The following is a 25,886-nucleotide window of genomic DNA, read 5'->3' as shown; positions in this document are numbered from 1 at the left end:
GGTCGTATATGTGATATAATCGGCGGTCTAACTGTAACTATAAGTGAGCGAAGCTATGATTAAACAGCGTACCATTGCAGAGATAGTCAAAGCCATAGGAATTGGACTTCACAAAGGTGAGAAGGTCACTATTACTCTCCGACCTGCGAGCGCAAATACTGGGATAGTATTTCGTCGTGTCGACCTTGATCCGGTTGTTGATTTTGAAACAACACCTGAAGCCGTTGGCGATACGCAATTATGTACCTGTTTAACTAATAAAGATGGCGTTCGCTTATCTACGACTGAGCACCTTATTGCTGCGGTAGCGGCAATGGGTATCGATAATTTGATCGTTGAATTAGATAGCTCAGAAGTACCAATAATGGATGGTAGTGCATTACCATTCATTTATTTGTTACAAAAAGGCGGCATTGCAGAGCAGAATGCGGCTAAGCGCTTTATTCGTATTAAAGAAAAAGTACGTATTGAAGAAGGTGATAAATGGGCCGAGATTGAACCATATGATGGTTTTCATATCGACTTTGAAATTGCTTTCGATCATCCGGCAATCAATGAAAGCCGCCAACGTATCGGTTTAGATATTACGGCACAAAGCTTTACGGAAGAAATCAGCCGCGCACGTACTTTTGGCTTTATGAAAGACATTGAATATATGCATGCTAATAACCTAGCTTTAGGTGGCAGCATGGATAACGCCGTGGTATTGGATGAGTTTAAAGTACTTAATCCTAACGGTCTGCGTTATAGCGATGAGTTTGTTAAGCATAAGATTCTAGACTGTGTTGGTGACATGTTTATGACAGGCCACAACATTTTAGGAAAAATTACAGCTTATAAATCAGGCCATGACCTGAACAATAAGTTACTTCGTAAAATTATGGCGACTGAGTCAGCATGGGAATGGGCAACATTTGATACCCCAGTATACATGCCAGCACCAGGTTTAGAAGTAGCCACAGCTTAATCGCAAACGCTTAAAACAGTTATAAAAAATGACGCTATCTAGCGTCATTTTTTTGTTTAAATATTGCGGTTTAGTTTTTTAATGTTATACCAATCGTGTTAAGTTACTGACCATTTATAGCGACAGATAAATGGAGTGATAACAAGGCGTAAATTTTGACATGTAGTTGTTCTACTTAAAAAATTATAACGCAGTTAGCGCTTTATTTAGCTCGCTAGAATGGTTAAATATTTAAGTCGATTGGTATTAAACCTTTTTACAATCCTAACAGCTGTTGTAACTGTACCAGCTCAGTCACTTGGTATGTTGGTTCAATGCCTTCTGGCAGAACTGTGTTGGGATGCTGTAGCCAGCAGGTATCAATCCCGGCATTTTGGCCACCTAAGATATCACTGCTTGCGGTATCACCGACCATTAAGATCTGTTCTTTTGGTGGATTACCTAACAGTTCAAAAGTGTGATAAAAAATTTCTGCGGCTGGTTTTGCAATTCCCACTTGCTCAGAGATAACTAAACAATCAAACATCTCTTTTAATCCGGTATGCTCTAAGCGGCGTGCTTGTAGCTGGGTAAAACCATTAGTGATAATGCCTAATTTAGCATGCGGTTTTAGTTTATTTAGCAGTTCAATAGCACCAGGTAATGGTTCGCAGATCTCAGCCATGGCAGTTAAAAAATCATCATTAAGCTGTTGAGCTGGAACATTGAGCTTATTAGCCCACTCACTAAATCGAGTGACTTGTAGGTGAGTAGCGGAAATAGTATTGTTTTGATACTCAAGCCACAACGGTTTATTTGTTGCTTGATAATGACTGTAATCAGCGTCATTAAAATCAACGCCATAAACTGCAAACATTCTTTTTAAGCCTGCATAGGCATTAAAGCTAAATAAGGTTTCGTCGGCATCAAATAAAACATGGGTGTACTTCATTAAACTTCCTTAGAGTAAAGCGCGGGATGAAGAAAAGGCGCCATAGCGAGTGTCAGCGCTTGCGTATAGGTACTTTCTCGGGTGGCATGATGATTAGTTAATAAACCAATAGCACCGCCTTGCTGTTTGATATTGGTAGTATTAAATGCGTTATCCATTACATCGCCAAGTTCTTTGCCTTGCAATAACGCATTATACAGGCTTGGGGGTAAAGGAAGGTTACTACTACGACCGATAGCACGTTGTTGGTTATCAGCAACGACTACAAATGCAAAGGTAGCGGGGCCGTAGCTAAATTGCTCAGCACCACCTTCCATTGCAACATAAAAATCAGCTTGGTAATGCTGTTGGCAATACAAGACACGATTTTGTGCGCCTATTCGTGTTTCATCTTCACCTATTGGCTGATCAGGTACTTGTGAAGGTGCATCAACTCCTTGACAATCAATCGTCATATCAGGGTAATAGAGAGAGAAAATACTGCGGGCAGCATTTATTTTTACCGGATTTTTGGAACCGACAAGAATGCGTAATGGCTCTGTCATGCTGATATCTCCTTTTATGATGAAGTCAGCAGTTTACATAAGCTATGTATTTCAGCAAGCGTATTTCTTAAATAGGCAAATCAACGGGGGCTAATTCGGCAAGCGCACGCTTTTTAAGGATAATATCTTTGATAAGTGGGGTTAATACTAACTCCATAGCGAGTCCCATTTTTCCACCAGGGACCACTAAGGTGTTGATCCTCGACATAAAGCTGCCTTCGATCATACGTAGGTAATACGGAAAATCGACGTCATCTATGCCACGAAAACGAATAACCACAAAGCTTTCATCAAGGGACGGAATATCTTTTGCGCTAAATGGGTTTGAGGTGTCAACGGTTGGCACGCGCTGAAAGTTTATGTGAGTACGTGAGAACTGTGGCGTAATGTGATTAATGTAATCATCCATACTGCGGACAATTGAGCCCATAACAGCTTCGCGAGAGTGACCACGTTCAGAGGTGTCGCGGATTAACTTTTGGATCCACTCAAGGTTAATGATAGGCACCATACCAATTAGTAAATCAACATGCTTAGCTACATCATGATCTTCATCGACAACACCGCCATGCAGTCCTTCGTAGAATAAAATATCGGTGCTGCTTTCCAGTTCTTGCCACGGAGTAAAGGTACCTGGTAGTTGATTGTATGGCACGGCTTCGTCAAAGGTATGCAAATAACGACGTAATTTACCTGCTCCAGTATCGCCATAGGTGCTGAACAAACCTTCAAGGGCTGCAAAGTCATTAGCTTCACGACCAAAGTAACTAATGTGTTTACCTTCTTGCTGCGCTTCGCGAACTTTTTTATCCATCTCAGGACGAGTATAGCGATGAAAACTGTCGCCCTCTATAAATGCGGCCTCAATATTAAGACTACGAAATATATGCTTAATAGCACTTGTCGTGGTGGTAGTACCCGCACCAGATGAACCAGTGATCGCAATAATAGGATGTTTAGCTGACATAATTTTTCTCGTTTTAAGTAGCTCTGTAGTTATAAGGCGTAGTAAGGGGGTAGGTCAAGTGACATATCAATAACAGACTTGGGAATAACTATAAAATAGCGCTATTATAAGGGCGATAAAAATAATTAGAGAATGATATGAAATTGACTTTACCTTGGCTAAGTTTTGTTGCCACCCTTGCAGTTACCCCTAATAGCGTTTTAGCTGCGATGCCAAAAAGCGAAATTTTACTTGCTAAACTTAACACAGAATATGGGTTACAAGTAAGCCGTATCACTAATAATGATGTTTATAATAATCAGCCTTTACTTACCAAAGAGGGTATTTATTTTACCCAAGAAGTGCAAAGTGAAGGGCAAAGTCAAACAGATCTAGCTTTTTATGATTTTACCAATAAGCAAGTAACTAATTTAACAAATACTGCTGTGAGTGAATACTCGCCGACTTTAACACCTAATGGTAAGGCACTGTCAGCTATCGTAGTCGAGGCGGATGGTAAGCAAAAGTTATGGCAATATCCGTTTGACGATAATGTTAAACCAAGTCGTATTTTTGAGTGGGTAGAACCAGTTGGTTATCATGCCTGGGGCGCCAAAAATGATATGGTGATGTTTATTTTAGGCGAACCACATACTTTACAATATACTCAGGTTGCTGCAGCGAAGCTAAAAGTGGTTGCTGAGCATATTGGCCGTACGTTGACATTTAATCATGCATTAGCTGCCTATACATTTAGTTATAGCAAAGCGCAGCAGCACTGGTTAGCAAGTTATGATCCGCAAGAAAATACCGTCACTGACCTCTTTCGTTTACCGCAGACTGTACAAGATTACGCATTTAAAGACGCTAATACGGTCATTTATGCGGTCGATAATCGTGTTTACCAGCGCCAGCTAAATAGCCCTGAGCAGGTCTCGCTATGGCTTGATTTAACGCCTTTCTGTGATACCAATATTACCCGTATGAGCTACTTAAATGATCAACTCGCTTTTGTCTGCGTTAAATAACTATAATATAAAACTTTGCAGGTTCTTGGCTGTGCTGTAGTTTACAGCTAAGAGCTTAATGAAAATCAAGGATATCCATGTCAGCTAGTCCAGAGCAAATCAACGAGCAACTTATTGCATTAGAGTGCCGTAGTAATTTTAGAATTAAGAATATCACTGAATATATGTTACCTAAGTCCAAAGAAGCAATTTATCTGCATATAGAAGGTGGCCAAGCTAAGCTTGTGCTTCGTCCTGCACTGGAAGTCTTTAGTGATGATTTTAATAAAATAGCAGGCGTTAACCGCATTAGCGGTTTTTTTCATAGTAGTGAAATGACACGGTTTCCAACGCGTATTTTTAAAAGCACGAATCCAATCCATTATGGAATTGGTTTTAAAATGACCAGCGTTGAAGGAGCAAAAGAGTTTATTTCTCAGCTAGTAAAAATTATCAATGGATAAATAACGCTGTTGATAAAAAACGGCAAGCCAATGGCTTGCCGTTTTTGTAGATATATACCCAAGCCACCTCAAGATGCGAGTTTCAGTTGGAATTAAAAGCGATTTAGGCAAGGCATTGATTGCAAAGAATGGTGATTCCCTTGTTAAAATCAATAACGCAGTATAAATCGCTTTTAAACCAACCCCTTGGGCGTTTCACAGGCACTTACTCTCATCGTTGTTCCTTCTTAAAAGGGACTGCCATTCTTGCAAAGTAACGCCTTGATATTAAGCACCTGTGAAACGCTGAATTCTGTATCTTGAGATGGTTTGGGTATAAATTAACGTTTTAAGAAACTATTAACTGAAGCTAGTTCACGTTCTTTAAGTGCAATACAATTATTTACGCTTTCTTCAAGCTTGCTTAAGGTGCGGGCATAACCTGGCTCATCAGCAATTTTGCTCATAAAGAAAGTTTGCGTTTTTGCTAAGCTGCTGGCGCTACAACCTGAGGTGGTAAAGTTAGGCAGGTTAGGTACGAAGAAAGGTGGCAAGTTTGCAACTACCTTATCGTAATTCGCGTATATCCATTCAATAAACAAAGCTTCACGGGTTTTCGTGTAAGCCTGTCCTGACATAATCGTACGCATGTCAGATGCAGTGATATCGTCAGTTAAGCTGTAATTTAATACCTTAGTTTGTAGCTCTGGCGTGCCAAAGTAACTCATAGCCGCTAGCATTTTTGTACGCACTTGCGGATCTTTGGTAGTTTTAAAGGTATTTATATATGCATCGAGTAGGTTTTTATCACCATGGAATGCGGCTAAGTTTAAGTAGATTGACGCAAGGTACGGATCAACTTTTTCTGGGTTATTTAAGTAAACACGGGCTTGTGCCTTGGCGGTATTAATCACACTTTGATCTTCACCATCAAAACCTAAACGTGCAACTACTTGAGTACGTAATTGCGAGATTGCAGCATCTTCTTTAACTTTTGCAGTTAAACCATACTGTTTAGCTGCAGGCATGATGCTTTTACGAATAAATTCAGGCCACAGGTCTTGGTTGCTTTCATCTTCAAAGGTACGCTTTTGTGCGGCTAAATAACCCAAAGCGGTATTAGCAACGCGTGGGTGTTTGTCGCTTACAAAAACTTCTAGTGTTTGCATTAAATGTGCAGCAGAAATAACACCAGCATCTAGTAATGCATCAGCGGCAGACAATAACGCTAAACGTTCTCGTACTGTCAATGACTGTGCGGCGTTATCAATCAATGCAGCAAATTGTTTGTCATCCATCACCCAGCGGTAATAACCTAAAGCGCCTTGATCTGGATAAATCCACTCAGGTTCAAATTCAAGTTCAACAGTTTGATTGGCTTTAGTTAGTAATACATTGGCAGTTTTAACTTTATCGCCAGCACCGTATTTTATTGCAACTGGCACATTCCAAAGCTGTGCAGGAGCATCAACGCCCGCGTTAGTAAAGCGGCTTTGATTAATGGTAATCGTTTTACCTTGCTGAGTTACTTTGATCAGTGGGAATGAAGATTGTTCGATAAACGATTTTAAAACCGCTGCCACATCTTTATTTGACGCTTTACCAAGGGCTTGCCATAAGTCGGCTGCTTCGGCGTTTTTATACGAGAACTCTTTTAAATAAGCGCGAATACCCTGCTGGAAAGCCTCTTCGCCAATCCAGTTTTCAACCATAGCTAATACCGAGCTGCCTTTGCTATAAGCTAAGCCTAGGCCGTCCATAATATCGGCTTCGGTTTTGATTGGTTTACGAATTGGCTTAGTACTTAAACGAGCATCTAACGCCATAACGTTATTTTGCGGCAGGTCTAAATGTGATTCAAATTCAGGGTTAAGCTGGGCTGTGATTTTAGCAGCCATCCAGCTTGCAAACGCTTCATTTAGCCATAAGTCATTCCACCATTTCATGGTTACTAAGTTACCGTACCACTGGTGAGCAAGTTCATGAGCGATGATAGATACATTGCGTTGTTTTTTATTGCGAGTCGCTGTAGCCAAATCAAGCAGCAAAATATCTTCACGGTAGGTAACTAAGCCTGCATTTTCCATTGCACCGAATGGAAACTCAGGAACTGCGACTGAATCTAGTTTTTTATAAACGTAAGGAATACCAAAGTAGCCTTCAAGCGCGGCCAATACTTTTGGCATTGCTTGCTCGGCATATTCACCTAAGTGAATTTTACCTTGTGGCGTGATCACACGACCTGGAATTGGCATGCCTTTGACTTCACGCTCCTCAAATGGACCGACAGCCATGGCCACTAAGTATGAAGGAATTGGCGGTGTTTTATCAAAAAAGTGAGTGGTCATATCGCCATTAACGGTCGTTTTTAACTCAGGTGTATTGGCATACACTTTTTGAGAGCTAGGTGCAGTAATCGTTAATTGGAATGGGATTTTATAACTTGGTTCATCAAATACAGGGAATGCGCGGCGGGCATCGCTCATTTCAAATTGGGTAAATAAATACGGCACACCTTGATCTAAGGTTTTATACAGGCCAACACTTTGGCGATTATAGGGGGCAGTGAAGTCGACTTTAAGCGTGTATTTACCTGGTTGAATTTGCTCATCGCAGCTAAATTTTACTTTACCTGTTTTTAGCATTTCAGCACTTAAGTCACAGTTTTCTGCCCCAAGCAGTTTTGCCATTTGCGTTGCGTAAGCAACACCATTTAGCTCGATATAGTTAGTTGGCTTAAGTACTTCAAGGGCGATTTCGGTCATACCGCTAAAGGTTTCTTGAGCTGGATCAAGCGTTAGAGATACGTGTTGAGAACTTGGTTTTGCGAGCTTTTCTAGGACAAACTCATTAGCATGAGCTGAACTTACTGCAACGGCCACACTGAGTGTGAGTAGGCTTTTAATAAACATAGATATCCCTGATATTTTCTTGTTAGAGTTTTGTGCTCAGTTATCGTAACAGTTTTTAAGCAGTGAGTAATGAGCTAGTTGGTAACAAAGTTTGTCAAATGGTGTGGCGCTGATTAAAGCGGTGCCAATCAATGTGCTGGTTGATCACGCGTATTTGTTGGCAGATCTGATTAAGGGTGATTACATCGCTAAATTCAGTCAATTCATATTCATTAAAACCAAGCAGATAATTAAAAGCATCTTTATTGCCTGCTTGAATTGCATAAATGCGGATTTGCTGCTCAAAATTGAGCCTGAGACTGCTGACAGCGGTTTTCATACCAAGTTGATCGATATTGGGAATATCACACTTTTGTAAGTAGCCGGCACGCTCTCCTTCACCAGAGAACCAAATGCGAACTTTCTCGCTATAGCGACCTGACTTAGATGGTAAGTCAAACAATAGGCGATTGTGTCCTTGTTGTTTAACTGCTGCGATATACTCGTTTAAGCCAGCATCAAAAAGTGCTTGATGGATAGGCACAATACGGGCTTTTATTTTACCGTGGGTATGGAAATGAAAACAAAGGATCTGTTGATGTTCAACAATGTCGCACAGTTGTAAATGGCCAATTTCATCACTGTAAGCTCCGCTGTAATAAGCGATTAAAGGGAGCCAAAAATGCCAGTGTTTCGGCTGTTCGCGAGGTAAGCGTTGATCACCATATATATAGCCATGGTAAAGCGTATGTAATTCCATAGCGGAAAAAGGGCGGCGACCAAGATGGGACTTCAACGTAATACCCTGAAAATAAAGATTTGCGCTAGTTTATAGCAAATAAACCAGCGCAGTAAAGCAATGTTAAGTAATGCTTATTCGCTTAGTGCGCGTGCTAATCCAACCGGCTCGATTTCAACACATACTTGGTCGTCATTCCAGTTTAGGCCAACCAGTGCGTCATCTTCTTTTAGATCTTCAACCCAGTCATCTAAAAACTCATCCAAGGTGATTTGCAGTGGGCTGTAATCGGCCCATTCTTCTTTACACTGGGCTTTTGCTGTTGCTTCACTTTCCCACAATAGTAGTACATCGGTGTTTTCAAATTGGTTAGAGTCACAAACCACAAAACCGCCATCTTCAGCACCTAGCGCCCAGATTTGTTCACTTTGACGTACTTTTTCAACAAAACTAACTAGTTCTGATTCAATTTCGATATCACTCATGTGTTTACCCTTAAATGTTAATTACGTGGATCGGTTTGCTGCACTGCCTGTTGCTGAGCAAATGAATAATAGAAATTCATTAACTCGGTATGTGCCGTTAGATCCGTTAACTCGCGGAAGCAAATCCAATCAAGTAAGCAGTATAAACTGATGCACAGGTATTCACAGCTTTTAAATTCTGCATCTGCAAAATGGTTATTTAAATAGCTTAATGTTTCAGCAATGCGTTCATTTTGTAGATTAAAAAATAATTTATCACCCTGTGTATCGAATCCTGAACGCTGACAAAGTAATAGCTCAACCAGCGAATCATTGCATGCATTAATGATTGTTAGTAGGTGCTCTTGTTGCCAATTCAGACGAGTTTGACTGTGTTGTTCGAGCAAAAAGCGGATGATGTTATTTGAATCAGCTAAAGTTTGCTGCTTAGTGATTAGCACTGGAATTTTTCGGGCTGGATTATTTTGTATCATCAGCTGACGATCAGTGTCTGAAAAAATATCTAAGTTGATAAACTCAAGACTACATTGATTTAACAGTGCCCAAATACGAATGCGGCGTACAAATGGCGAGGTTGTTGAGCCTAATAGTTGCATGTGCTTTCCTTAGGATAAAAAGAAAGCCGCAGAGGCGGCTTTCTTTTAGGTTAGTAATAAAACCAACGTTATTCTGTACGACTAGTCACTTCAAGTAAGTGGTAGCCAAACTGAGTTTGCACAGGACCTTGTACTTGATTAATCGGTGCTGAAAATACCACTTTATCAAATTCAGGAACCATCATACCAGGACCAAACTCACCTAATGCACCGCCATCCTGACCTGAAGGGCAGTTTGAATGTGCCTTAGCTAACTCAGCAAAATCTTCGCCTTGTTCAATCTTGGTTTTTAAATCTAAGCACTGCGCTTCGCTGTCTACTAATATGTGTCTTGCACTTGCCACTGTCATAAAATCTCCCGTTTCAAGGTGGTGTTTTTTTAATCAAATCTTACGTTATTCTAGTTCAATAATAACTACTTGTACCAGTATAAAATTAAATATCTGAAATTGCTTGTTCTATTGCTTTAACTAACTTGTCTGAATCAGGCTTGGTTTTGCTATTAAAACGTTCAACCTGTTTGCGATCTGCAGATACAAGATATTTATAAAAGTTCCAATTTGGCGAACTCGTTTGGGCATTTAAATGTTTAAATATAGCATTAGCATCACTGCCTCTGACTTCGCTGGTGGCAAACATCGGGAAAGTTACGCCGTAATTTACAAAGCAAACTTTAGCGGTGGCTTTTTCGTCATCTTCTTCTTGGAAAAAATCATCAGAAGGAAATCCCAGTATCACTAAACCTTGATCTTGGTATTTTTGATATAGCGCTTCTAGACCTTCAAATTGTGGCGTAAAACCGCAGTTGCTTGCCGTATTGACTATTAATAAGGGTTTATTCTTGAATTGACATAAATTAATGCTCTCTTTAGAGCGAAGTTTGCGCATAGTAACATTAGTGAAGTCATCACATGATGTAGCCTCAACCTGCTGTTGGCTTGTTTGCTCTGGCTGTGCATAAACACTACAACTGAGTATTGCGCAGCATAATAATAATTTTTTAAACATACCGATTCCTTAACTTGTTGTGGCTGATCACCCTAGATGGCAGTCTACCGTTTATTTTGCAGTAGTGTCAGTTTAACTCATACGTTACTATGCAATGAATTGATCAACAACCGCTAAAAACAAAATGACAATACGATTAGCAAATAGTAATGATTTAGCCGCTATAGTTGCAATTTATAATGAAACAATCGCAAGTAGAATGGTTACAGCCGACACCGAACAAGTAAGCATAGCAGACAAGCAAAGTTGGTTTAATAGCCATACCGAGCAGCGGCCTATTTACGTTTATGAGCAAGACTCGAAGGTGATAGCTTGGCTTAGTTATAAGTCATTTTATGGCCGTCCAGCCTATGATGGTACGGTAGAGGTCAGTATTTACATTACAGCCAATGCACAAGGTCAAGGGCTTGGTAAACGTTTACTTACTTTTGCCCAAGAGCAAGCTAAGCCATTAAATATTAAAGTACTACTGGCATTTATATTTAGTCATAATATACCGAGTGTTAAATTGTTTGAGCGTTTTGGTTATCAACGGTGGGGAGAGTTGCCTAATGTAGCAATTATGGATGGCAATCACTACAGCTTAACTATTTTAGGTAAGCACTTAGGGTAGCGGTACTCCCAAAAAATAACCTCTTTGATTATGTTAATGCAGAAAACTTAGGCTACGCTTTTACAATCTTAAGTTGATGAAAAGCGTGGTCAAAGCTGTGCGGAAAATATTGATAGTTGATAGCAGTAGCATTTTAGCGATGCGAATAAAAGTATTGCTCGAATTGATTGGCTGTGAAGTTGAGTTGATTCATTTTTCAATGCTACATGAGTGCACTGCGTTTAGTTGTTATGATTTAGTGGCTGTGGCTCATGGCGTTCCATTAGCTACCGCAAATTCTTTAGTAACGCAGATCAATCAAGATCGCTTTTTGCTTCTCGCCCCTAAAGTTGAAAACAATGAACAACTTTCTTCATTTAGTGATCTTAATCGGCTGGTGCCAAATGCTATTGTAATTTATCCATTTTTTGCGAATAAAGAAATCAGCACCTTGCTGGAGAGTGTTTTAGAGCTTGGCTCCGATAGTGTTTTAGTATTACCAACGGTATTGCTGGTTGATCATATCCCTCAGCGGCTTGAAAAAATAGCAAATAGCCTGTTAGGCGCCCATATTAAAACGATTACAGCTCATAGTATTAGCTCTGCGGTAACTCAAGCGCAAGGGCATGAAATTGATCTGTTATTGAGTGATTTTAGTCTGCCTGATGGCTCAGGTTTAGAAGTGTTCGCCGCCCTCAAAGTATTATATCCGCAATGTCGCTGTTTGTTATTTACCTCAAAACCAAATCAAGTGTCGATGATTGAAGCAATTCGTCAAGGGGTGGAAGACGTATTGGTTAAACCGATCAATGAAAATATGATACTGCAATCTGTGCATAAACTTTGGCAAACTGAGTTGCTAAGACGGCATAACACAGAGTTAGTTGAACGTCTGCAAGATACCGTTGATGCACTTATTGAAAAGGATAGCTTGTTACGCGTTATTTATAAGCACACACCTGATGCGATTATGTTATTTGAGCGCAATGGTGAAGTGATTGAAGCAAACGATGCTTGCTCTAAACTCTTTAATTTACCTGCAAAAATACTTAAAGGTAGCTCAGTTTTTACTTTATTAGATACGATGTCTGCTGAGCAAATTAAAGAAAAAATAGCGACGTTAAATAAAAATCGTCAATTTAGTTGTGATGTATATCTGCCAATGAAAGAGGGAGAGGCTATCCCATTAGTTGGTTCGTTTAATGAGATTGACCATCATGGTAATATTGCACTCGCGGTTATTTTTAAGAATGTTACTCATCTTAAACTTAAAGAGGAGCTGTTGCTCGAGGCAAAAGATATGCTTGAAGAGCAAGTACGTGCCCGAACATCGCAGCTTGAGCATGCTAAAAATGTCGCCGAGGCAGCAAATCACAGTAAATCAGAGTTTCTTGCTAATATGTCCCATGAATTACGTACTCCTATGCATTCAATATTAAGTTTTGCTCGCTTTGGTTTAGATAAACTCGGCAGAGGTGATATTTCAGTTGAAAAGCTACAGAAATATTTATCTCGCATAGAGTGTAGTGGCGAGCGGCTGCTCTCATTACTTAATAATTTACTCGACCTATCTAAACTCGATGTTGGTAAGTTCCCTTTTAATCCGCGCCCGCATAACCTGAGTAATATTATTAAAACCAGTATTGATGATGTGTCAGGTACCGCTATGGAAAAAGAGATTGAAGTACAGTATTTGCCACCAAAACCGCCTATTATAATTGACTGTGATGAAGAGCAAATAAATCAATTATTACGTAATATCCTCGGCAATGCGTTGAAATTTAGTGATCAGCATAGCCGTATTGAAGTCGTTTTAACTAATCAACAAGGGCAGGCAATTATTGAAGTGATTGATAGTGGTATAGGGATACCTGATGATGAACTTGAGTATGTGTTCTCAAAATTCGTGCAGAGTAGCACAACTAATAGCGGTGCTGGTGGAACAGGGCTTGGTTTAGCCTTATGCCGTGAGTTTGTCTCATTACATGAAGGAGTTATTTCTGCTCATAACAATAGCTCAGGAGGCACGACGATTCACATCGCTCTGCCTTTAGAAATAAAAAGTTTCAGCTAAGCAATAATAAATTACTTAGCCTTACTGGTAAGAGTTTTTTTTACGACTAAACTATTAATATGAATTATGAAATGGATGACAATTATGCCTGTAACGAGAATTCTAGCTGTTGATGATGAGCCCTTTAATTTAGAAATTATAGAAGAAATATTATTAGATCTTGATTTTGAATTAAAGATGGTTAGCAGTGGCCCTGAGTGCCTCAGTATCGTGGAAGAGTTTGCGCCACAAGTAATTTTACTTGACGTGAGTATGCCACAAATGAATGGTTATGAAGTATGTAGAAGACTAAAAGCAAACCCTCGTACGGCTCATATCATAGTCATGTTTGTATCAGCCAGAGGCACAGTAGAGGAGCGGATGGAAGGGTATGCTGTAGGTGCTGAAGATTATATTGTTAAGCCATTTGGACAGGATGAACTTAAATCGAAACTGAAAATTCTTAATCAAGTACTGATTGAAAAAAAATCGTTAGAACAGCAAATTGAAGAGGCCACATCAACTGCATTCAATGCTATGGCAAACAGTAGTGAAATGGGGCAAATAGTTAATTATATTGAGAAGATTGGTATGATTAACAACACCAAAGCGCTTGGGGAGGCCCTAGTTCATTGTTTAAGATCGTTTGATTTACAAAGTAATATTGAGTTTAGAGTTATTGCTGATGCTCCTGAGCACTTTGCCCTCAATGGTACGTGTTCGCCAATTGTAATTGAGTTGTTTGATATGCTCAAAAATAAGGGCCGCCTACATGAGTTTTCTCATCGTATCTTAGTTAACTATGAATTAATTAGTTTATTGATTTTAAATATGCCAGATCACGATCCTGATAAGCATGGCCGGATCCGTGACCATGTGTGCTTTATTGTCAGTGTCACAGAGCAACAGCTACGAGCAATCATGACTCGTGAAGCTTTACAGTCGCAACAAACAAAGCTAAATGATGCAATTACTATGGTGAATAGCAAGTTTCATGGCTTAATTGAGCTGTTAAATGAAAACCGTAAGAGTAATGAAGCGGTGTTCAAGCGTTTACAAGAAGAGTTAGAACAGCGTATCCCATCAATGGGGTTAGACGAAGATCAAGAAGTGTTTATTTATCAGAAGGTAGATCAAGCGATTCAAAACTCAGTTGCCCGTGAAGAGTCTGTACAGGGAGTGAAAGCCGCTTTTCATGAAATTGAGCAAGACCTATCTATCTTATTGAAAAAGTAACAGTAAATAATCAAGGGGTGTGAAGCTACGCATCTCTTGGTAAGCCCTTTTCTACGATACGTATCAAACGGGCGGTTTTTCGTAGCAATTTATCTTGTTTTGAGCGTTGTTGCTTAAGCGCCCACTCTATATGCTCTTTTACCAACTCGGTTGATTGATCATAGCTGGCGCTGAGCGCGTCAACGATCGATTGGCTAAATTGCGCATTACCTAAACCTACAGCAATATTTCGTAGCCAGCGCTGATGGCCAATTCGACGGATCGGACTGCCTTCGGTATTTTTTAAAAAGGTAGCTTCATCCCAACTAAATAAATCAAGTAAATCTTTATCTTTTAGTTGTGTTCGTGGGTGAAAGTCGGCTTCATCGGTAATTTGCCCGTAGCGGTTCCATGGGCAAACTAATTGGCAATCATCACAGCCGTAAACGCGATTACCTAATAGTGAGCGATACTGCTCAGGGATTGGTCCTTGCAGCTCAATAGTAAGATAAGAAATACACTTGCGTGCATCAACCACGTAAGGCTCTACAATTGCGCCGGTTGGGCATAAAGTAATGCAGGCTACGCATTTTCCACATCCCTCAAACTCATTGGGCTTATCAATTGGTAAAGGGATATCAACAAATAACTCACCCAAAAAGAACCAAGAACCGGCTTCTTTATTGATTAGCAAGCTGTGCTTTCCACGCCAGCCTAAACCTGCTTTTTCAGCAAGTTGACGTTCTAATACTGGTGCTGAATCAACAAATGGCCGATAGCCTAATTGACCGATTTGCAGCTCAATTTTTTGACCTAATTTCTTTAATCGATTACGCATCAGTTTATGATAATCACGCCCTAACGCATAACGACTAATATAAGCTTTATCGGTATTTTTGAGGGTTTTAGCAAAGCTTGCATCGGGGGGCAGGTAATTCATTTTTACTGATATAACCCGCACAGTACCAGGGACTAGCTCCGCAGGGCGAGCGCGTTTCATTCCATGAGCGGCCATATATTCCATATCGCCGTGATAGCCTAAATCAAGCCAGCGCTGTAATTGTGCTTCGTGTTTGCTTAAATCAATGTCAGTGATGCCAACTTCAGCAAAGCCAAGTTCTTTACCCCACTGTTTTATATCAAGGGCTAACTGCGTGTGATCGGATATTGAGCTACTCACATGGGTACATCATTAAGAAAAAATAACGGCGCAATTTAACACATTTACAGCGCAGTTAAAACGCTTGTACTTAGACAAAACGCTTTAACTGCTGCTGAGTTTGCTCACTTAGTTGTTGTGATAATTGACAATCACCTAACGCTACATCAATTTGTGCTTTTGCTTGGCTGCCTAATGCAACGATTTTTTCAACTGATTGATGGGTTTGATTTTGTGTCTGTTCGAGTAAGTGCACTGCGCTTACAATTTGCTGTAATTGTTGTTGATTGTGTTCAAATTCAACAAGCCGATCGGTAAATCCATGGGATGTATTACTAATGGTTGTTTCTGCATTATGTGAATAACTGACAAGTTGCTCAGATTCTTTATTTGTTTGATTTACTAAAGAATCCATTTGGTTGATGAAATCGCTGATCTGGCGAGTTGCATCACTTACTTTAACCGATAAAGTTCTTACTTCATCTGCTACAACCGCAAAACCACGACCTGCTTCACCCGCACGAGCGGCTTCTATTGCAGCATTGAGCGCCAACAAATTAGTTTGATCTGAAAACTCTTCAACCATTTTCAGGATGCTACGAATATTCTCGCTGTTTTGTTTTAAGCCAGAAATCGTTTCTGAAAAACTCCTCAATACATGACTAATCGATTTAACTTGAGTGACTAGTTTTGTGAGTTCTTGTGCAGAGTGTGTAACAAAGTTTAAATGCTCTGCGTTTACTTGATGAACATCATCGGTATTGGTAACGATACTTTGCAGACTATCAGTTATTTGATTACTGGCTGCGGTTATTGTTTGGCTAAAATCAATTTGTTGTTCGCTTAGCTGCGCCGTATGTTGCATTGACTCAGTCACTTGATTATTACTTTGTGCGCTGGCCTGCGAACTTTGGTAAGTGGTAGCGAGTAATTGGCTTAGATGATCAGTAAAGGTATTGTACTGTTGGCTGATCTCACGAAATTCATCATAGGTAAAGTGGGGGAGTTTAGCTGCTAAGTTTGCATCTTGGCGGTTAATTTTTATTAAAGTATCACGCATTGCTGTAACTGGGCGCACGATCAGAAAGCGCATGTAAAAGAGTGTAAAGGCAAAGCCGGCAATAATAATCACCGTGAGTAACCAAAATAGGCTAGTGTCTGCGTCTTGCGTAGTTAGACTTTTATATAACCAAATCAAAGTAATAGCTTGGAAAAAAAATACAAAGCTAAGATTGCCAACAATCTTTCGGGTTAAAGTAAAAAAGAAGCTTTGTTCTATAAAGTTATAAATACGCATATACCCACTCATCAATTGCCCGCTCGGCTGTTGTATTGTTTTACTCAGTATCGTTCAAATTCACTTTAATTCAAGAATATAGGATGAACGGCAGCCATTTTTGATAACTACAGTGAGTTTAAAATCATTTTCGTGTTGCATGGGTAATTAGTAAAAATTCCGTCGACACCAAAACTCAGCATTAACTCAATATCTTCTTGTTTATCAACCGTGTATGCATAAACTTGTAAGCCGCGTTGTTTGGCATCCGCGACAAACTCATGGTTAATAAAGTTTTTATCAACATGAATACTAAACGCCTGTAAGCGCTGGGCAAATTCGGCATAGTTGATAGGAATGGAGCCCGTTAACGCGCCAATTTTTAGCCAAGGTAGTTTTTGTTTAAGCCACATTAATTGATGATGATCAAATGAAGAGACTAACAGCATATCCTGAGATAGTTTGTTATTAACGATATTTAACTCAATCAGCTCAACAAATTTATCCAACGAGAAAGTGTGTTTTAACTCAAGGTTTAAGAGCACTTTATTGGCTGTCCAATCAATAGTTTGCTGTAGGGTTGGGACAAATTCGCCATTGCCGGCATCAAAACATTGAATTTGCTCTCGGGTGAGTTTATTTATTTTGCCACGGCCGCTGGTGGTGCGATCTAGCCAAGTATCATGGATGATCATGTAATCATCCAAACAGCTTTGTACATCGACTTCAATACCATCGACTTCAATTTCGACTGCTGCGGTTATCGCACTCTGGGTATTTTCTGGATAAGTGCCACTGGCGCCGCGATGAGCAAAAACTTTTATCATAATGTGTGTTTCCGAGTAACTGACCATGTTTCGTAAAATGCTGCACTGATCACTAAAGCACCGCCAAGCAGGGTCTGTAGTGAAGGTTGTTCATGCAACAGCAAAAAAGCTAAAAATGTGCCGTATAAAGGCTGTAAACAAGAAATAAGTCCCGCTGTTGATGCTGATAAATACTGTAAACTTGCTGCAAATAAAGAGTGCGGAGTTGCAGTAAAAATTACGCCAGCGACGAGCAATAACCCTAGATCTTGGTTCGATATATTAATCACTGGTACTTCAATAAAAGCACATAATAACAAGCTAGCCACTAATGTTTGATAAAACATAGTTTGTGGCCCACCGTAGTGGCTAAAGTATCGCTTATGAACAATATTTCTAAATGCGAAAAAAAATGCTGAAATAACACCTGTTACCACGCCTAAGGTGACATCATTACCCATATCTGCATTTGGGGTCAGCAAATAGATCCCAGTTATTACTACACCTGCGCTGAGCAAATCGTTTACTTTGGGTTTACTACCATTAAAGAATGGTTCAATAAATACGGTGATCACAGGGTAAGTAAAAAATGCAATCATGCCAACCGCAATCCCAGCCATTTGCATACCAGCAAAGTAGGTGACCCAATGTATACCTACAGCAGCTCCTAACAACAAAGCAATTAAGTAATCTTTAGCACAGCTGAGTTTAATTGCTTTTTTTTGCCATAACAGCAATATCATAATAGCCAGTCCCGCGATGGCTGCGCGGTACACGGTAATATCTAATGCGTTTAGATTTATTAATTTGGCAAATAGTGCTGTGCCACCAAAAAGTAATACCGCAATGTGTAAATAAACTAAACTTTGCTGTTGAGCCTGCATCTATGAACCTTTTTATTTTTTTAATACCAGCACTTTGCCTGTTATCAAAGAGCTTAGTGTCTAGGTGTTATGACTAGGTATTGTGTATCTTTATGTATGACAAAAGTCAGTTTTATTCATGACAATTTACACTACACTCACTCATCATTAAAAGGGATAGTTAAGTTATTAAAGGTAATAAACACCATAAATTTAATAACTAAGGAGTGATAAATTGATGAATATTGCAGCGTGGGTTAGTTTACTAATAGCAGGTATATTTGAGGTCGTGTGGGCGTTGTCTATGAAGCAATCCAATGGTTTCACTAAATTATGGCCAAGTGTGATTACTTTTTTAGCGATGTGGGTAAGTTTTGCATTTTTATCATTTGCTTTAAAGTCTTTACCTTTGGGTATTAGTTATGCTGTATGGGTAGGAATTGGTACTTTAGGAATAACGATTATGAGCTTTGTGTGGTTTAAAGAGCCATTATCTGCTTTTCAAATTGGTTGTATTATTTTGATTCTTATAGGTATTGTTGGTCTGAAAGTGCAAGGCAATTAAATTAAGGATGAGTATGCTACTTAATAAATTAACCCCAAAGACTAAAGCAAAATCCTTTTGGAGTTGGGGGCATTTACTTTTTTCGGTTTTTTATTTATTGCCTACCATTTTTAATTTTTCCCACTTAAGTACACTTAATATCAGTGCTACTTTAGGTTTTTATATAACATTTATTACACTGTATATTCAGGCTGTAAATAAAAAACAAGGGGAAGTAACGAAATTATTTATTGCGATGCTCTTAGTGTGTATTTTTGCAAGCTTTTTAACGACAGGTAGCTCTACATTATTTGGTTTTTCAGCTTTTATTGCCGGTTTTAGTTTTGCAAAATTATCTCGAGCGATGTCAGTTACAGGGGTCTTTATTGGTGTGGTGTTTAGTACTTATATTACAGATATTGATAACCCACAATATTTTTTAGGTGGCTCATTAATATTGAGTATTGCACTTTTTAGTTTTGGTGTCGCTACGCGTAAAGAGCATATTCATAAAATTCGTGAGCAAGAAAGTGCAAAACAATTAGAGCAATTAGCAGCTATTGCTGAGCGCGAGCGTATTGCTCGCGATTTACATGATATTCTAGGCCATTCTCTTTCATCTATTGCTTTAAAAGCAGAGCTTGCTAATAAATTAAATCAAGGTGAACGTTACACACAAGCAAATACTGAAATTGCCCAAGTTGCAGAGCTTGCAAGGCAGCTATTGAGTGATGTGAGAAGTGCTGTCAGTGATTTAAAACAGCTCAATCTTGCGAGTCAAATTTCACAATTAAAACAAAGGCTAATCGAGCAAGGTTTTGAGGCCGATTTTAACGTGAAGTTAAATGCGTTACCTGCGAAAGTAGAAGGCATAGCAAGTCTTATAATTAAGGAGGTTGTTACTAACTTACTACGCCATAGCAGCACCAAGAAATGTATAATTAGCATAACGCAAAATCAGCAGCAATTAATAATCAATGTGATTGATCATGCACCAGGCAGCTCAATAAAACCTGGAAATGGCTTAAATGGCATTAAAGAACGAGCAGAGCAGCTAGATGGTAAGGCTACATTTACCTGTGAGGATAACTTTAGTTTAAATGTGATGCTGCCTTTAACAGCGAAGGGTTTCTGATGATCAAGGTGTATTTAGTAGAAGATCAGGGGCTTGTGCGCGACGCAATCGCAGCATTATTAAGTCTAGATTTTAATATTGAGGTAATTGGTCAAGCAAGTAACGGGCAAGATGCATTAACAGCCATAAACATGCTAGACAGTAACTCTCTTCCTGATATTATTTTAACCGATATCGAAATGCCTAGCATGAACGGCATCGAACTCAGTGAGCAAATTGCATCAAAATACCCTGCTATAAAAATAGTTATTATGACCACCTTTTCGCGAGCGGGTTATATTAGGCGTTCTTTAAGTGCTGGCGTTAAGGGCTTTATTTTAAAAGAAGCCCCGAGCGATGAATTAATTAGCGCGCTTAAAAAAGTAATGCACGGGCAAAAGGTTATTGATCCTGAGCTTGCTATTAACGCATTAGATGATACTGATCCGCTGACAGATAAAGAACGAAAAGCATTACAACTCGCAAGTGAAGGGTTGAAAACAGCCGATATTGCCGCAAGGTTATACTTAAGCGAGGGCACGGTACGTAATTACTTATCAGACGCTATTGCTAAATTAAATGCCATAAACCGAGTAGATGCAGCGCGTATAGCCAAACAAAAAGGTTGGTTATAACGCCGTAATAAGCTGTTTAAAGCAAGTAAAAGCGCTTTCTTAAAAGTTTCATAGCTTTTGCCTGTCTCATTGATCGGTTATGGGTTAAAATAACATCATAACCAATTAACAAGATAGTGAATGTCAAACCAAGATCCTAATCTCAGTCGAGAACAAGAAAAGTACGAAAACCCTGTCCCAAGTCGTGAGTTTATACTTACTCATATAAAAGACCGTGCCAAGCCTGCTAATTTTCATCAATTATGTGAGGAGTTAGCGGTAAACGATGATGAGCGTCAAATTGCTTTTAAGCGTCGTTTACGTGCCATGGAGCGTGATGGTCAACTCTTCTTTAATAAATTTAAATGCTACGCCTTAATTGATGAAGCTGGGCTTGTTAAAGGCAAAGTAATCGGTCACCGTGACGGGTTTGGCTTTTTAGAAGTCGAAGGCGAAAGTAAAGACTGGTTTATTGCCAAGCATCAAATGAGTTCGGTGCTGCATGGCGACATAGTACTGGCTAAAGGCACCAAACGAGGCTCCGGCGGCAAGTGCGATGCGCGTATTATTAAAGTGCTGGCTGGCGAGCGAGCACCGATTGTTGGTCGCTATTTTGTTGAGCATGGCATAGCAGTGGTGGTGGCGGAAGATCCACGTATCACCCAAGATATTATTATTTTGCCGGGCAGTGAAAACGGCGCACGTCACAACCAAATGGTGCAAGTGCAAATTACCCAAAACCCTAACCGTAATATGAATGCGGTAGGGAAAATCATTGATGTACTGGGTGAGCATTTAGCCCCTGGTATGGAAATTGAAGTGGCACTGCGTAATCACGATATCCCGCATGTATGGCCAGAAGCGGTTGAAAAGCAGGTTGAACACTTAGGTGAGTTTGTCGAAGAAGGTGACAAGCAAAATCGAGTTGATTTACGTGATTTACCATTGGTTACGATTGATGGTGAAGATGCTCGCGATTTTGATGATGCGGTGTATTGTGAGCCTGTTGAATCGGGTGGTTGGCGGTTATGGGTTGCGATTGCTGATGTATCCCATTATGTCGCAATGAATACCCCACTTAATGCCGAGGCAATCGAACGTGGTAACTCAGTGTATTTCCCTGAGCAAGTTATTCCTATGCTGCCAAAAGTATTGTCCAATGGCTTGTGTTCATTAAATCCAAAAGTTGACCGTTTATGTATGGTCGCAGAAATGCTGGTATCGGCTGAAGGTAAATTATCAGGCTATCGTTTTTACGAAGCGGTGATGAATTCGCATGCTCGCTTAACCTACACCAAAGTAAACGCTATTTTACAAGGTGATGAGAAGTTACGTACTGAATACGCACCGGTCGTGCCACATTTAACTGATTTACAGCAAATGTATATGGCATTAAAAGTCGCCCGCCAAGAGCGCGGAGCGATTGAGTTTGAAACCCTTGAAACACGCTTTGTATTTAACGCTCAGCGTAAGATTGAATCAATAGTGCCGGTGCTGCGTAATGACGCCCACAAGCTGATTGAAGAATGTATGATTTTAGCCAATGTGTCTGCGGCTAAAATGCTTGAAAAACACGAAGCCAGCGCGCTTTATCGTGTTCATGCTGAACCAGATGGTGAAAAACTGGCTAACTTTAGACAGTTTTTATCAGAGTTGGGTATTGAATCAACACTCAGTGATGAGCCAACACCAAAAGAAATCACCCATGTGTTAGCCAAGCTTGGCGACCGCCCTGATGCTGAACTTATCCAAACTATGCTACTGCGTTCGATGAAGCAGGCAGTATATCAAGCTGAAAACATAGGTCACTTTGGTTTGTCATTAGGTGAATATGCACATTTCACCTCGCCAATTCGTCGTTACCCAGATTTAGTCGTACATCGTGCGATTAAAGGCATTTTGAAAGCCCAAGGTATGGTTACGTCAGGGGCGTATGTTTATAGTGACGAAGAAGTCGCGCAATTGGGCGAGCAGTTTTCGAATACGGAGCGTCGTGCAGATGATGCAACCCGTGAAGTAGCTGATTGGCTGAAATGTGAATACATGCAAGATCATGTGGGCGACGAATTTGAAGGAGTGATCTCATCGGTTACTAACTTTGGTTTGTTTATTCGCTTAGCTGATTTACAAATTGATGGCCTTATCCATGTCACTAATTTAGGCGATGAGTATTTTCAATATGATGGCGCTAAACATTGCTTGATTGGTGAGCATTCTCGTAAAGTTTATCGTTTAGGCGATAAAGTCACTGTTCAGGTGGCATCGGTAAGCTTAGATGAGCGTCGCATCAATTTAACGCTCAGTGGCGATGTTGCACAAGACAGATACGCCCGTCGTCGTGGTGATGCAAAAGGGCATCAGCCGGCAAGTGTTCGTTCGCAGCTAAAACGTGGCAAAATACCAGGTAAAAAAGCTGACGCGAAAGAGCCTGGTGAACTTAGCGGTCGTTCTGAACAGGGAAAACCAAAGCCAAAAAAAAACAGTGCCAGTAGAGGTAAAAAGAAGCCTGCAGGAAAATCAGCGGATGCTGGCACTTCAACGACTGCAAAAAAACCAAAGAGAAAGGCCGTGAAAAAGCCGAAAAGACCCGGCAAAAATGCCCGTAAAAGTAAGAGTTCAGGAGCAAGTGATACGTGAGTAATGAATTAATTTTTGGCTTTCACTCTGTTGAAGCAATTTTCGCAAGTGAGCCTGAGCGTTTTATTGAAATTTATGCCCTAAAAGGACGTGATGATAAACGCTTATCTCCAATTATTGAAGAAGCGCATAAATTTGGTATATCAGTGCAGTTTATGCAGCGTAAAGCGCTTGATAACAAATCAAAGGGTGAACAGCATCAAGGCATTATTGCTAATGTTATCGCAGCTCCTACTTTCAATGAAAAAGATTTAGATGCAATCATTGCGCGTGAAGAAACGCCATTTTTACTGGTTCTCGATGGCATAACAGATCCGCATAATTTAGGTGCTTGCTTACGTAGTGCAGACGCTGCCGGTGTTCACGCCATTATTGTGCCAAAAGATAAATCAGCAAAACTAAATGGCACAGCGCGTAAAGTTGCCTGTGGTGCAGCTGAGACAGTACCGCTGATCCAAGTCACCAATCTTGCTCGTACTTTACGTGAAATTAAAGATGCCGGTGTTTGGGTTGTTGGTACTGCTGGCGAAACCGATGTTCATGTATTTGATGCCAATCTAACAGGCCCTATGGCGATTGTTATGGGCGCTGAAGGTGAAGGTATGCGCCGCTTAACGCGCGAACATTGTGATGTGTTAGTTAAAATCCCAATGGCAGGCACTGTTTCAAGCTTAAACGTATCTGTAGCAACAGGTATTTGTTTATTTGAAGTACTGCGTCAGAGAAATACGACACAGCCATAAAAGAAAAGCTTTAAGCTTGTAGCCGTCAGTTTAGAGATAAAATTTGAAACCATGCTTGACTTAATAAGCATGGTTTTTCTTTTTGAGCGGATAGCTGATTTTTCAACTTACCACTTAAAGCTAAAAACCTACTTGCTTAATTTTCCGACTAAGCGTAAAATGCGCGCTCATTTCGGCCTATTTAATATTAATTCCTTGCCTTAAACCGACCGGCTGAAACGGTAGAAGGCTCTATTAACCGTAAGGAATATCCATGCGTCATTACGAAATCGTATTCATGGTTCACCCAGATCAGAGTGAGCAAGTTTCTGGTATGATCGAACGTTATACTGGTTCTATCACTGAAGCTGGTGGTGTTATCCACCGTCTTGAAGACTGGGGCCGCCGTCAACTGGCATACCCAATCAACAAGCTTCATAAAGCTCATTATGTTCTTATGAACGTTGAAGCACCTACTGAAGTAATCAGCGAGCTAGAAACTACTTTCCGCTACAACGATGCAGTGCTTCGTAACTTAGTTATGCGTACTAAAGACGCTGTAACTGAAGCATCTCCTCTTGTAAGAGAAGAGAAGAAAGAAGCACCAGCTGCTTAATTGTTTTGAGTCCAAGCATGGCACTTGATCAGCGATAATTTTAAGGTAAACCATATGGTCAGTCCTTTTATGAATCAGCTGGTTATTTCTGGGGTTGTTTGTAAAACACCTAAGTTTAGCCAAAGCCCTGCTGGTATCCCGCATTGTATTTTTGTTGTAGAACACAAATCAATGCAAATTGAAGCAGATCTTAACCGTAATAGTTATGTACGGCTTCAAGTGGTTGCTAGTGGTAAGCAAATGCAACAACAGACTCAACATTTGCACGTTGGGCAGGCATTGCAAGTGAGCGGTTTTTTAAATCGTCACGAAGGTCGTAACGGCCTTAGCCAATTGGTTTTGCATGCTCAGCATATAGAAAGAATTATTTGAGGAATTTATCTCATGGCACGTTATTTCAGACGTCGTAAGTTCTGCCGCTTTAAAGCGGAAGGCGTACAACAAATCGATTATAAAGATCTAGCTACTCTTAGAAACTATGTTACAGAAAGTGGCAAAATCGTACCTAGCCGTATTACAGGTACTAGCGCTAAATACCAGCGCCAGCTAGCAACTGCTATCAAGCGTGCTCGCTACTTAGCCCTTCTTCCATACACTGACTTACATAAGTAAGCAGCGGATTAACACGTTTTTAAAAGGTGTAGAAACATGCAAGTTATTCTACTAGATAAGATCGCTAACCTAGGTGGCCTAGGTGACCAGGTTGTAGTTAAATCTGGCTTCGCACGTAACTTCCTTTTCCCACAAGGTAAGGCAGTTCCTGCAACTAAAGCTAACGTTGAAACTTTTGACGCACGTCGTGCTGAGCTTGAAGCGAAAATCGCTGACCAGCTTGTTGCTGCACAAGCACGCGCTGATAAGCTTGAAGCATTAGCTGAAGTTACATTAGTATCTAAAGCCGGTGACGAAGGTAAGTTATTCGGTTCTATCGGTACTCGCGACATCGCTGACGCTATCTCAGCTGTTGGTGTTGAAGTTGCTAAGTCAGAAGTTCGTTTACCTCTAGGTACTATCCGTGAGACTGGCGAATTTGACGTATCAATCGCAGTTCATTCAGAAGTAACGGCTACTATCAAAGTAATCGTAATCGCTGAAGCTTAATTTCTAATTAAGCGAA

28 protein-coding genes are annotated in these 25,886 nt (G+C 40.2%); 15 read left to right on the top strand and 13 right to left on the bottom strand.

Annotated elements, in window-relative coordinates; translation table 11 throughout:
* Positions 1–55 precede the first annotated feature (55 nt).
* The gene (lpxC, locus tag H5163_RS11125; RefSeq protein WP_182718054.1) at positions 56–967 is read left to right on the top strand and encodes a UDP-3-O-acyl-N-acetylglucosamine deacetylase; all 912 of its coding nucleotides are present in this window, start codon (positions 56–58) and stop codon (positions 965–967) included.
* A 256-nt stretch (positions 968–1,223) separates the two neighbouring features.
* Here lpxC and yjjG read toward each other — a convergent pair whose 3' ends face one another.
* The 3 genes from yjjG to H5163_RS11110 form a co-directional block, all read right to left on the bottom strand.
* Positions 1,224–1,898, bottom strand: a complete 675-nt coding sequence (gene yjjG / locus H5163_RS11120) for a pyrimidine 5'-nucleotidase (RefSeq protein WP_145236903.1) — start codon at positions 1,896–1,898, stop codon at positions 1,224–1,226.
* On the bottom strand, positions 1,898–2,443 hold the full coding sequence (yjjX, locus tag H5163_RS11115; RefSeq protein ID WP_182731640.1) for an inosine/xanthosine triphosphatase: 546 nt from the start codon (positions 2,441–2,443) through the stop codon (positions 1,898–1,900). The genes yjjG and yjjX overlap by 1 nt, the downstream gene beginning before the upstream one ends.
* Before the next feature lie 67 nt (positions 2,444–2,510).
* Positions 2,511–3,410 (bottom strand): phosphoribulokinase, encoded by a 900-nt coding sequence (locus H5163_RS11110; RefSeq protein ID WP_145236910.1) that lies wholly within the window; start codon positions 3,408–3,410, stop codon positions 2,511–2,513.
* 137 nt (positions 3,411–3,547) lie between these two features.
* Between H5163_RS11110 and H5163_RS11105 the strand changes: the two genes are divergently transcribed.
* Together H5163_RS11105 and H5163_RS11100 are read left to right on the top strand one after the other, a co-directional pair.
* Positions 3,548–4,417 (top strand): hypothetical protein, encoded by an 870-nt coding sequence (locus H5163_RS11105; protein ID WP_182735143.1) that lies wholly within the window; start codon positions 3,548–3,550, stop codon positions 4,415–4,417.
* 77 nt (positions 4,418–4,494) lie between these two features.
* A complete protein-coding gene (locus H5163_RS11100) occupies positions 4,495–4,860 on the top strand; it encodes a hypothetical protein (protein WP_145236916.1) in 366 nt (121 codons plus the stop codon).
* A gap of 320 nt (positions 4,861–5,180) precedes the next feature.
* Here the strand turns inward: H5163_RS11100 and H5163_RS11095 are convergent, their stop codons facing one another.
* From H5163_RS11095 to H5163_RS11070, 6 genes are all read right to left on the bottom strand, one after another.
* Positions 5,181–7,751: a M1 family metallopeptidase gene (locus H5163_RS11095; protein ID WP_182735142.1), complete on the bottom strand. Its 2,571-nt coding sequence runs from the start codon at positions 7,749–7,751 to the stop codon at positions 5,181–5,183.
* A 94-nt stretch (positions 7,752–7,845) separates the two neighbouring features.
* The gene (locus tag H5163_RS11090; protein ID WP_149980621.1) at positions 7,846–8,526 is read right to left on the bottom strand and encodes a hypothetical protein; all 681 of its coding nucleotides are present in this window, start codon (positions 8,524–8,526) and stop codon (positions 7,846–7,848) included.
* A 77-nt stretch (positions 8,527–8,603) separates the two neighbouring features.
* On the bottom strand, positions 8,604–8,954 hold the full coding sequence (locus H5163_RS11085) for a DUF2750 domain-containing protein (protein WP_145236925.1): 351 nt from the start codon (positions 8,952–8,954) through the stop codon (positions 8,604–8,606).
* Between the two features lie 17 nt (positions 8,955–8,971).
* Positions 8,972–9,550, bottom strand: coding sequence for a glutathione S-transferase family protein (locus tag H5163_RS11080; protein ID WP_182735141.1), 579 nt, complete (start codon positions 9,548–9,550; stop codon positions 8,972–8,974).
* Between the two features lie 68 nt (positions 9,551–9,618).
* Positions 9,619–9,900, bottom strand: a complete 282-nt coding sequence (locus H5163_RS11075; protein WP_145236931.1) for a peptidylprolyl isomerase — start codon at positions 9,898–9,900, stop codon at positions 9,619–9,621.
* A gap of 85 nt (positions 9,901–9,985) precedes the next feature.
* On the bottom strand, positions 9,986–10,558 hold the full coding sequence (locus H5163_RS11070; protein WP_182735140.1) for a glutathione peroxidase: 573 nt from the start codon (positions 10,556–10,558) through the stop codon (positions 9,986–9,988).
* A 124-nt stretch (positions 10,559–10,682) separates the two neighbouring features.
* Between H5163_RS11070 and H5163_RS11065 the strand changes: the two genes are divergently transcribed.
* The 3 genes from H5163_RS11065 to H5163_RS11055 all read left to right on the top strand — a co-directional run bounded on the left by H5163_RS11065 (position 10,683) and on the right by H5163_RS11055 (position 14,439).
* Positions 10,683–11,171 carry a GNAT family N-acetyltransferase gene (locus H5163_RS11065; RefSeq protein WP_182731634.1) on the top strand — a complete coding sequence of 163 codons (489 nt, stop codon included), beginning with the start codon at positions 10,683–10,685 and terminating at the stop codon, positions 11,169–11,171.
* Positions 11,172–11,247: 76 nt separating this feature from the next.
* Positions 11,248–13,224: an ATP-binding protein gene (locus H5163_RS11060; protein WP_182731633.1), complete on the top strand. Its 1,977-nt coding sequence runs from the start codon at positions 11,248–11,250 to the stop codon at positions 13,222–13,224.
* An 84-nt stretch (positions 13,225–13,308) separates the two neighbouring features.
* A complete protein-coding gene (locus H5163_RS11055) occupies positions 13,309–14,439 on the top strand; it encodes a PleD family two-component system response regulator (RefSeq protein WP_182735139.1) in 1,131 nt (376 codons plus the stop codon).
* Between the two features lie 25 nt (positions 14,440–14,464).
* On the opposite strand, the gene queG is transcribed toward H5163_RS11055, so the two are convergent.
* From queG to H5163_RS11035, 4 genes are all read right to left on the bottom strand, one after another.
* Positions 14,465–15,598, bottom strand: a complete 1,134-nt coding sequence (gene queG, locus H5163_RS11050) for a tRNA epoxyqueuosine(34) reductase QueG (protein WP_182735138.1) — start codon at positions 15,596–15,598, stop codon at positions 14,465–14,467.
* Between the two features lie 70 nt (positions 15,599–15,668).
* Complete coding sequence (locus H5163_RS11045; RefSeq protein WP_182735137.1) at positions 15,669–16,886, bottom strand: methyl-accepting chemotaxis protein; 1,218 nt, start codon at positions 16,884–16,886, stop codon at positions 15,669–15,671.
* 95 nt (positions 16,887–16,981) lie between these two features.
* Positions 16,982–17,680, bottom strand: coding sequence for a glycerophosphodiester phosphodiesterase family protein (locus H5163_RS11040; protein ID WP_145236954.1), 699 nt, complete (start codon positions 17,678–17,680; stop codon positions 16,982–16,984).
* Positions 17,677–18,543, bottom strand: coding sequence for a DMT family transporter (locus H5163_RS11035; RefSeq protein ID WP_182731629.1), 867 nt, complete (start codon positions 18,541–18,543; stop codon positions 17,677–17,679). The genes H5163_RS11040 and H5163_RS11035 overlap by 4 nt, the downstream gene beginning before the upstream one ends.
* Before the next feature lie 217 nt (positions 18,544–18,760).
* On the opposite strand from H5163_RS11035, the gene H5163_RS11030 reads away from it, so the two are divergent.
* The 9 genes from H5163_RS11030 to rplI all read left to right on the top strand — a co-directional run bounded on the left by H5163_RS11030 (position 18,761) and on the right by rplI (position 25,870).
* A complete protein-coding gene (locus H5163_RS11030) occupies positions 18,761–19,087 on the top strand; it encodes a multidrug efflux SMR transporter (RefSeq protein ID WP_182731628.1) in 327 nt (108 codons plus the stop codon).
* A gap of 13 nt (positions 19,088–19,100) precedes the next feature.
* Complete coding sequence (locus H5163_RS11025) at positions 19,101–20,201, top strand: sensor histidine kinase (protein WP_392352704.1); 1,101 nt, start codon at positions 19,101–19,103, stop codon at positions 20,199–20,201.
* Entirely contained in the window at positions 20,201–20,815 is a 615-nt protein-coding gene (locus H5163_RS11020; RefSeq protein ID WP_182718062.1) for a DNA-binding response regulator, read from the top strand. The genes H5163_RS11025 and H5163_RS11020 overlap by 1 nt, the downstream gene beginning before the upstream one ends.
* Before the next feature lie 120 nt (positions 20,816–20,935).
* Positions 20,936–23,431, top strand: coding sequence for a ribonuclease R (gene rnr / locus H5163_RS11015; RefSeq protein ID WP_182735135.1), 2,496 nt, complete (start codon positions 20,936–20,938; stop codon positions 23,429–23,431).
* Positions 23,428–24,174 carry a 23S rRNA (guanosine(2251)-2'-O)-methyltransferase RlmB gene (gene rlmB, locus H5163_RS11010; protein WP_182735134.1) on the top strand — a complete coding sequence of 249 codons (747 nt, stop codon included), beginning with the start codon at positions 23,428–23,430 and terminating at the stop codon, positions 24,172–24,174. The genes rnr and rlmB overlap by 4 nt, the downstream gene beginning before the upstream one ends.
* Before the next feature lie 253 nt (positions 24,175–24,427).
* Positions 24,428–24,769: a 30S ribosomal protein S6 gene (gene rpsF / locus H5163_RS11005; RefSeq protein WP_145236974.1), complete on the top strand. Its 342-nt coding sequence runs from the start codon at positions 24,428–24,430 to the stop codon at positions 24,767–24,769.
* A gap of 54 nt (positions 24,770–24,823) precedes the next feature.
* Complete coding sequence (priB, locus tag H5163_RS11000) at positions 24,824–25,141, top strand: primosomal replication protein N (RefSeq protein ID WP_182731625.1); 318 nt, start codon at positions 24,824–24,826, stop codon at positions 25,139–25,141.
* Between the two features lie 12 nt (positions 25,142–25,153).
* Positions 25,154–25,381 carry a 30S ribosomal protein S18 gene (gene rpsR / locus H5163_RS10995; RefSeq protein WP_002962753.1) on the top strand — a complete coding sequence of 76 codons (228 nt, stop codon included), beginning with the start codon at positions 25,154–25,156 and terminating at the stop codon, positions 25,379–25,381.
* A gap of 36 nt (positions 25,382–25,417) precedes the next feature.
* On the top strand, positions 25,418–25,870 hold the full coding sequence (gene rplI, locus H5163_RS10990) for a 50S ribosomal protein L9 (protein ID WP_145236982.1): 453 nt from the start codon (positions 25,418–25,420) through the stop codon (positions 25,868–25,870).
* Positions 25,871–25,886 lie beyond the last annotated feature (16 nt).

It is taken from the genome of Pseudoalteromonas sp. SG44-8 (assembly GCF_014164125.1).
Classification (GTDB): Bacteria; Pseudomonadota; Gammaproteobacteria; order Enterobacterales; family Alteromonadaceae; genus Pseudoalteromonas; species Pseudoalteromonas rhizosphaerae.
This window is presented reverse-complemented; position numbering and strand designations above follow the sequence as displayed.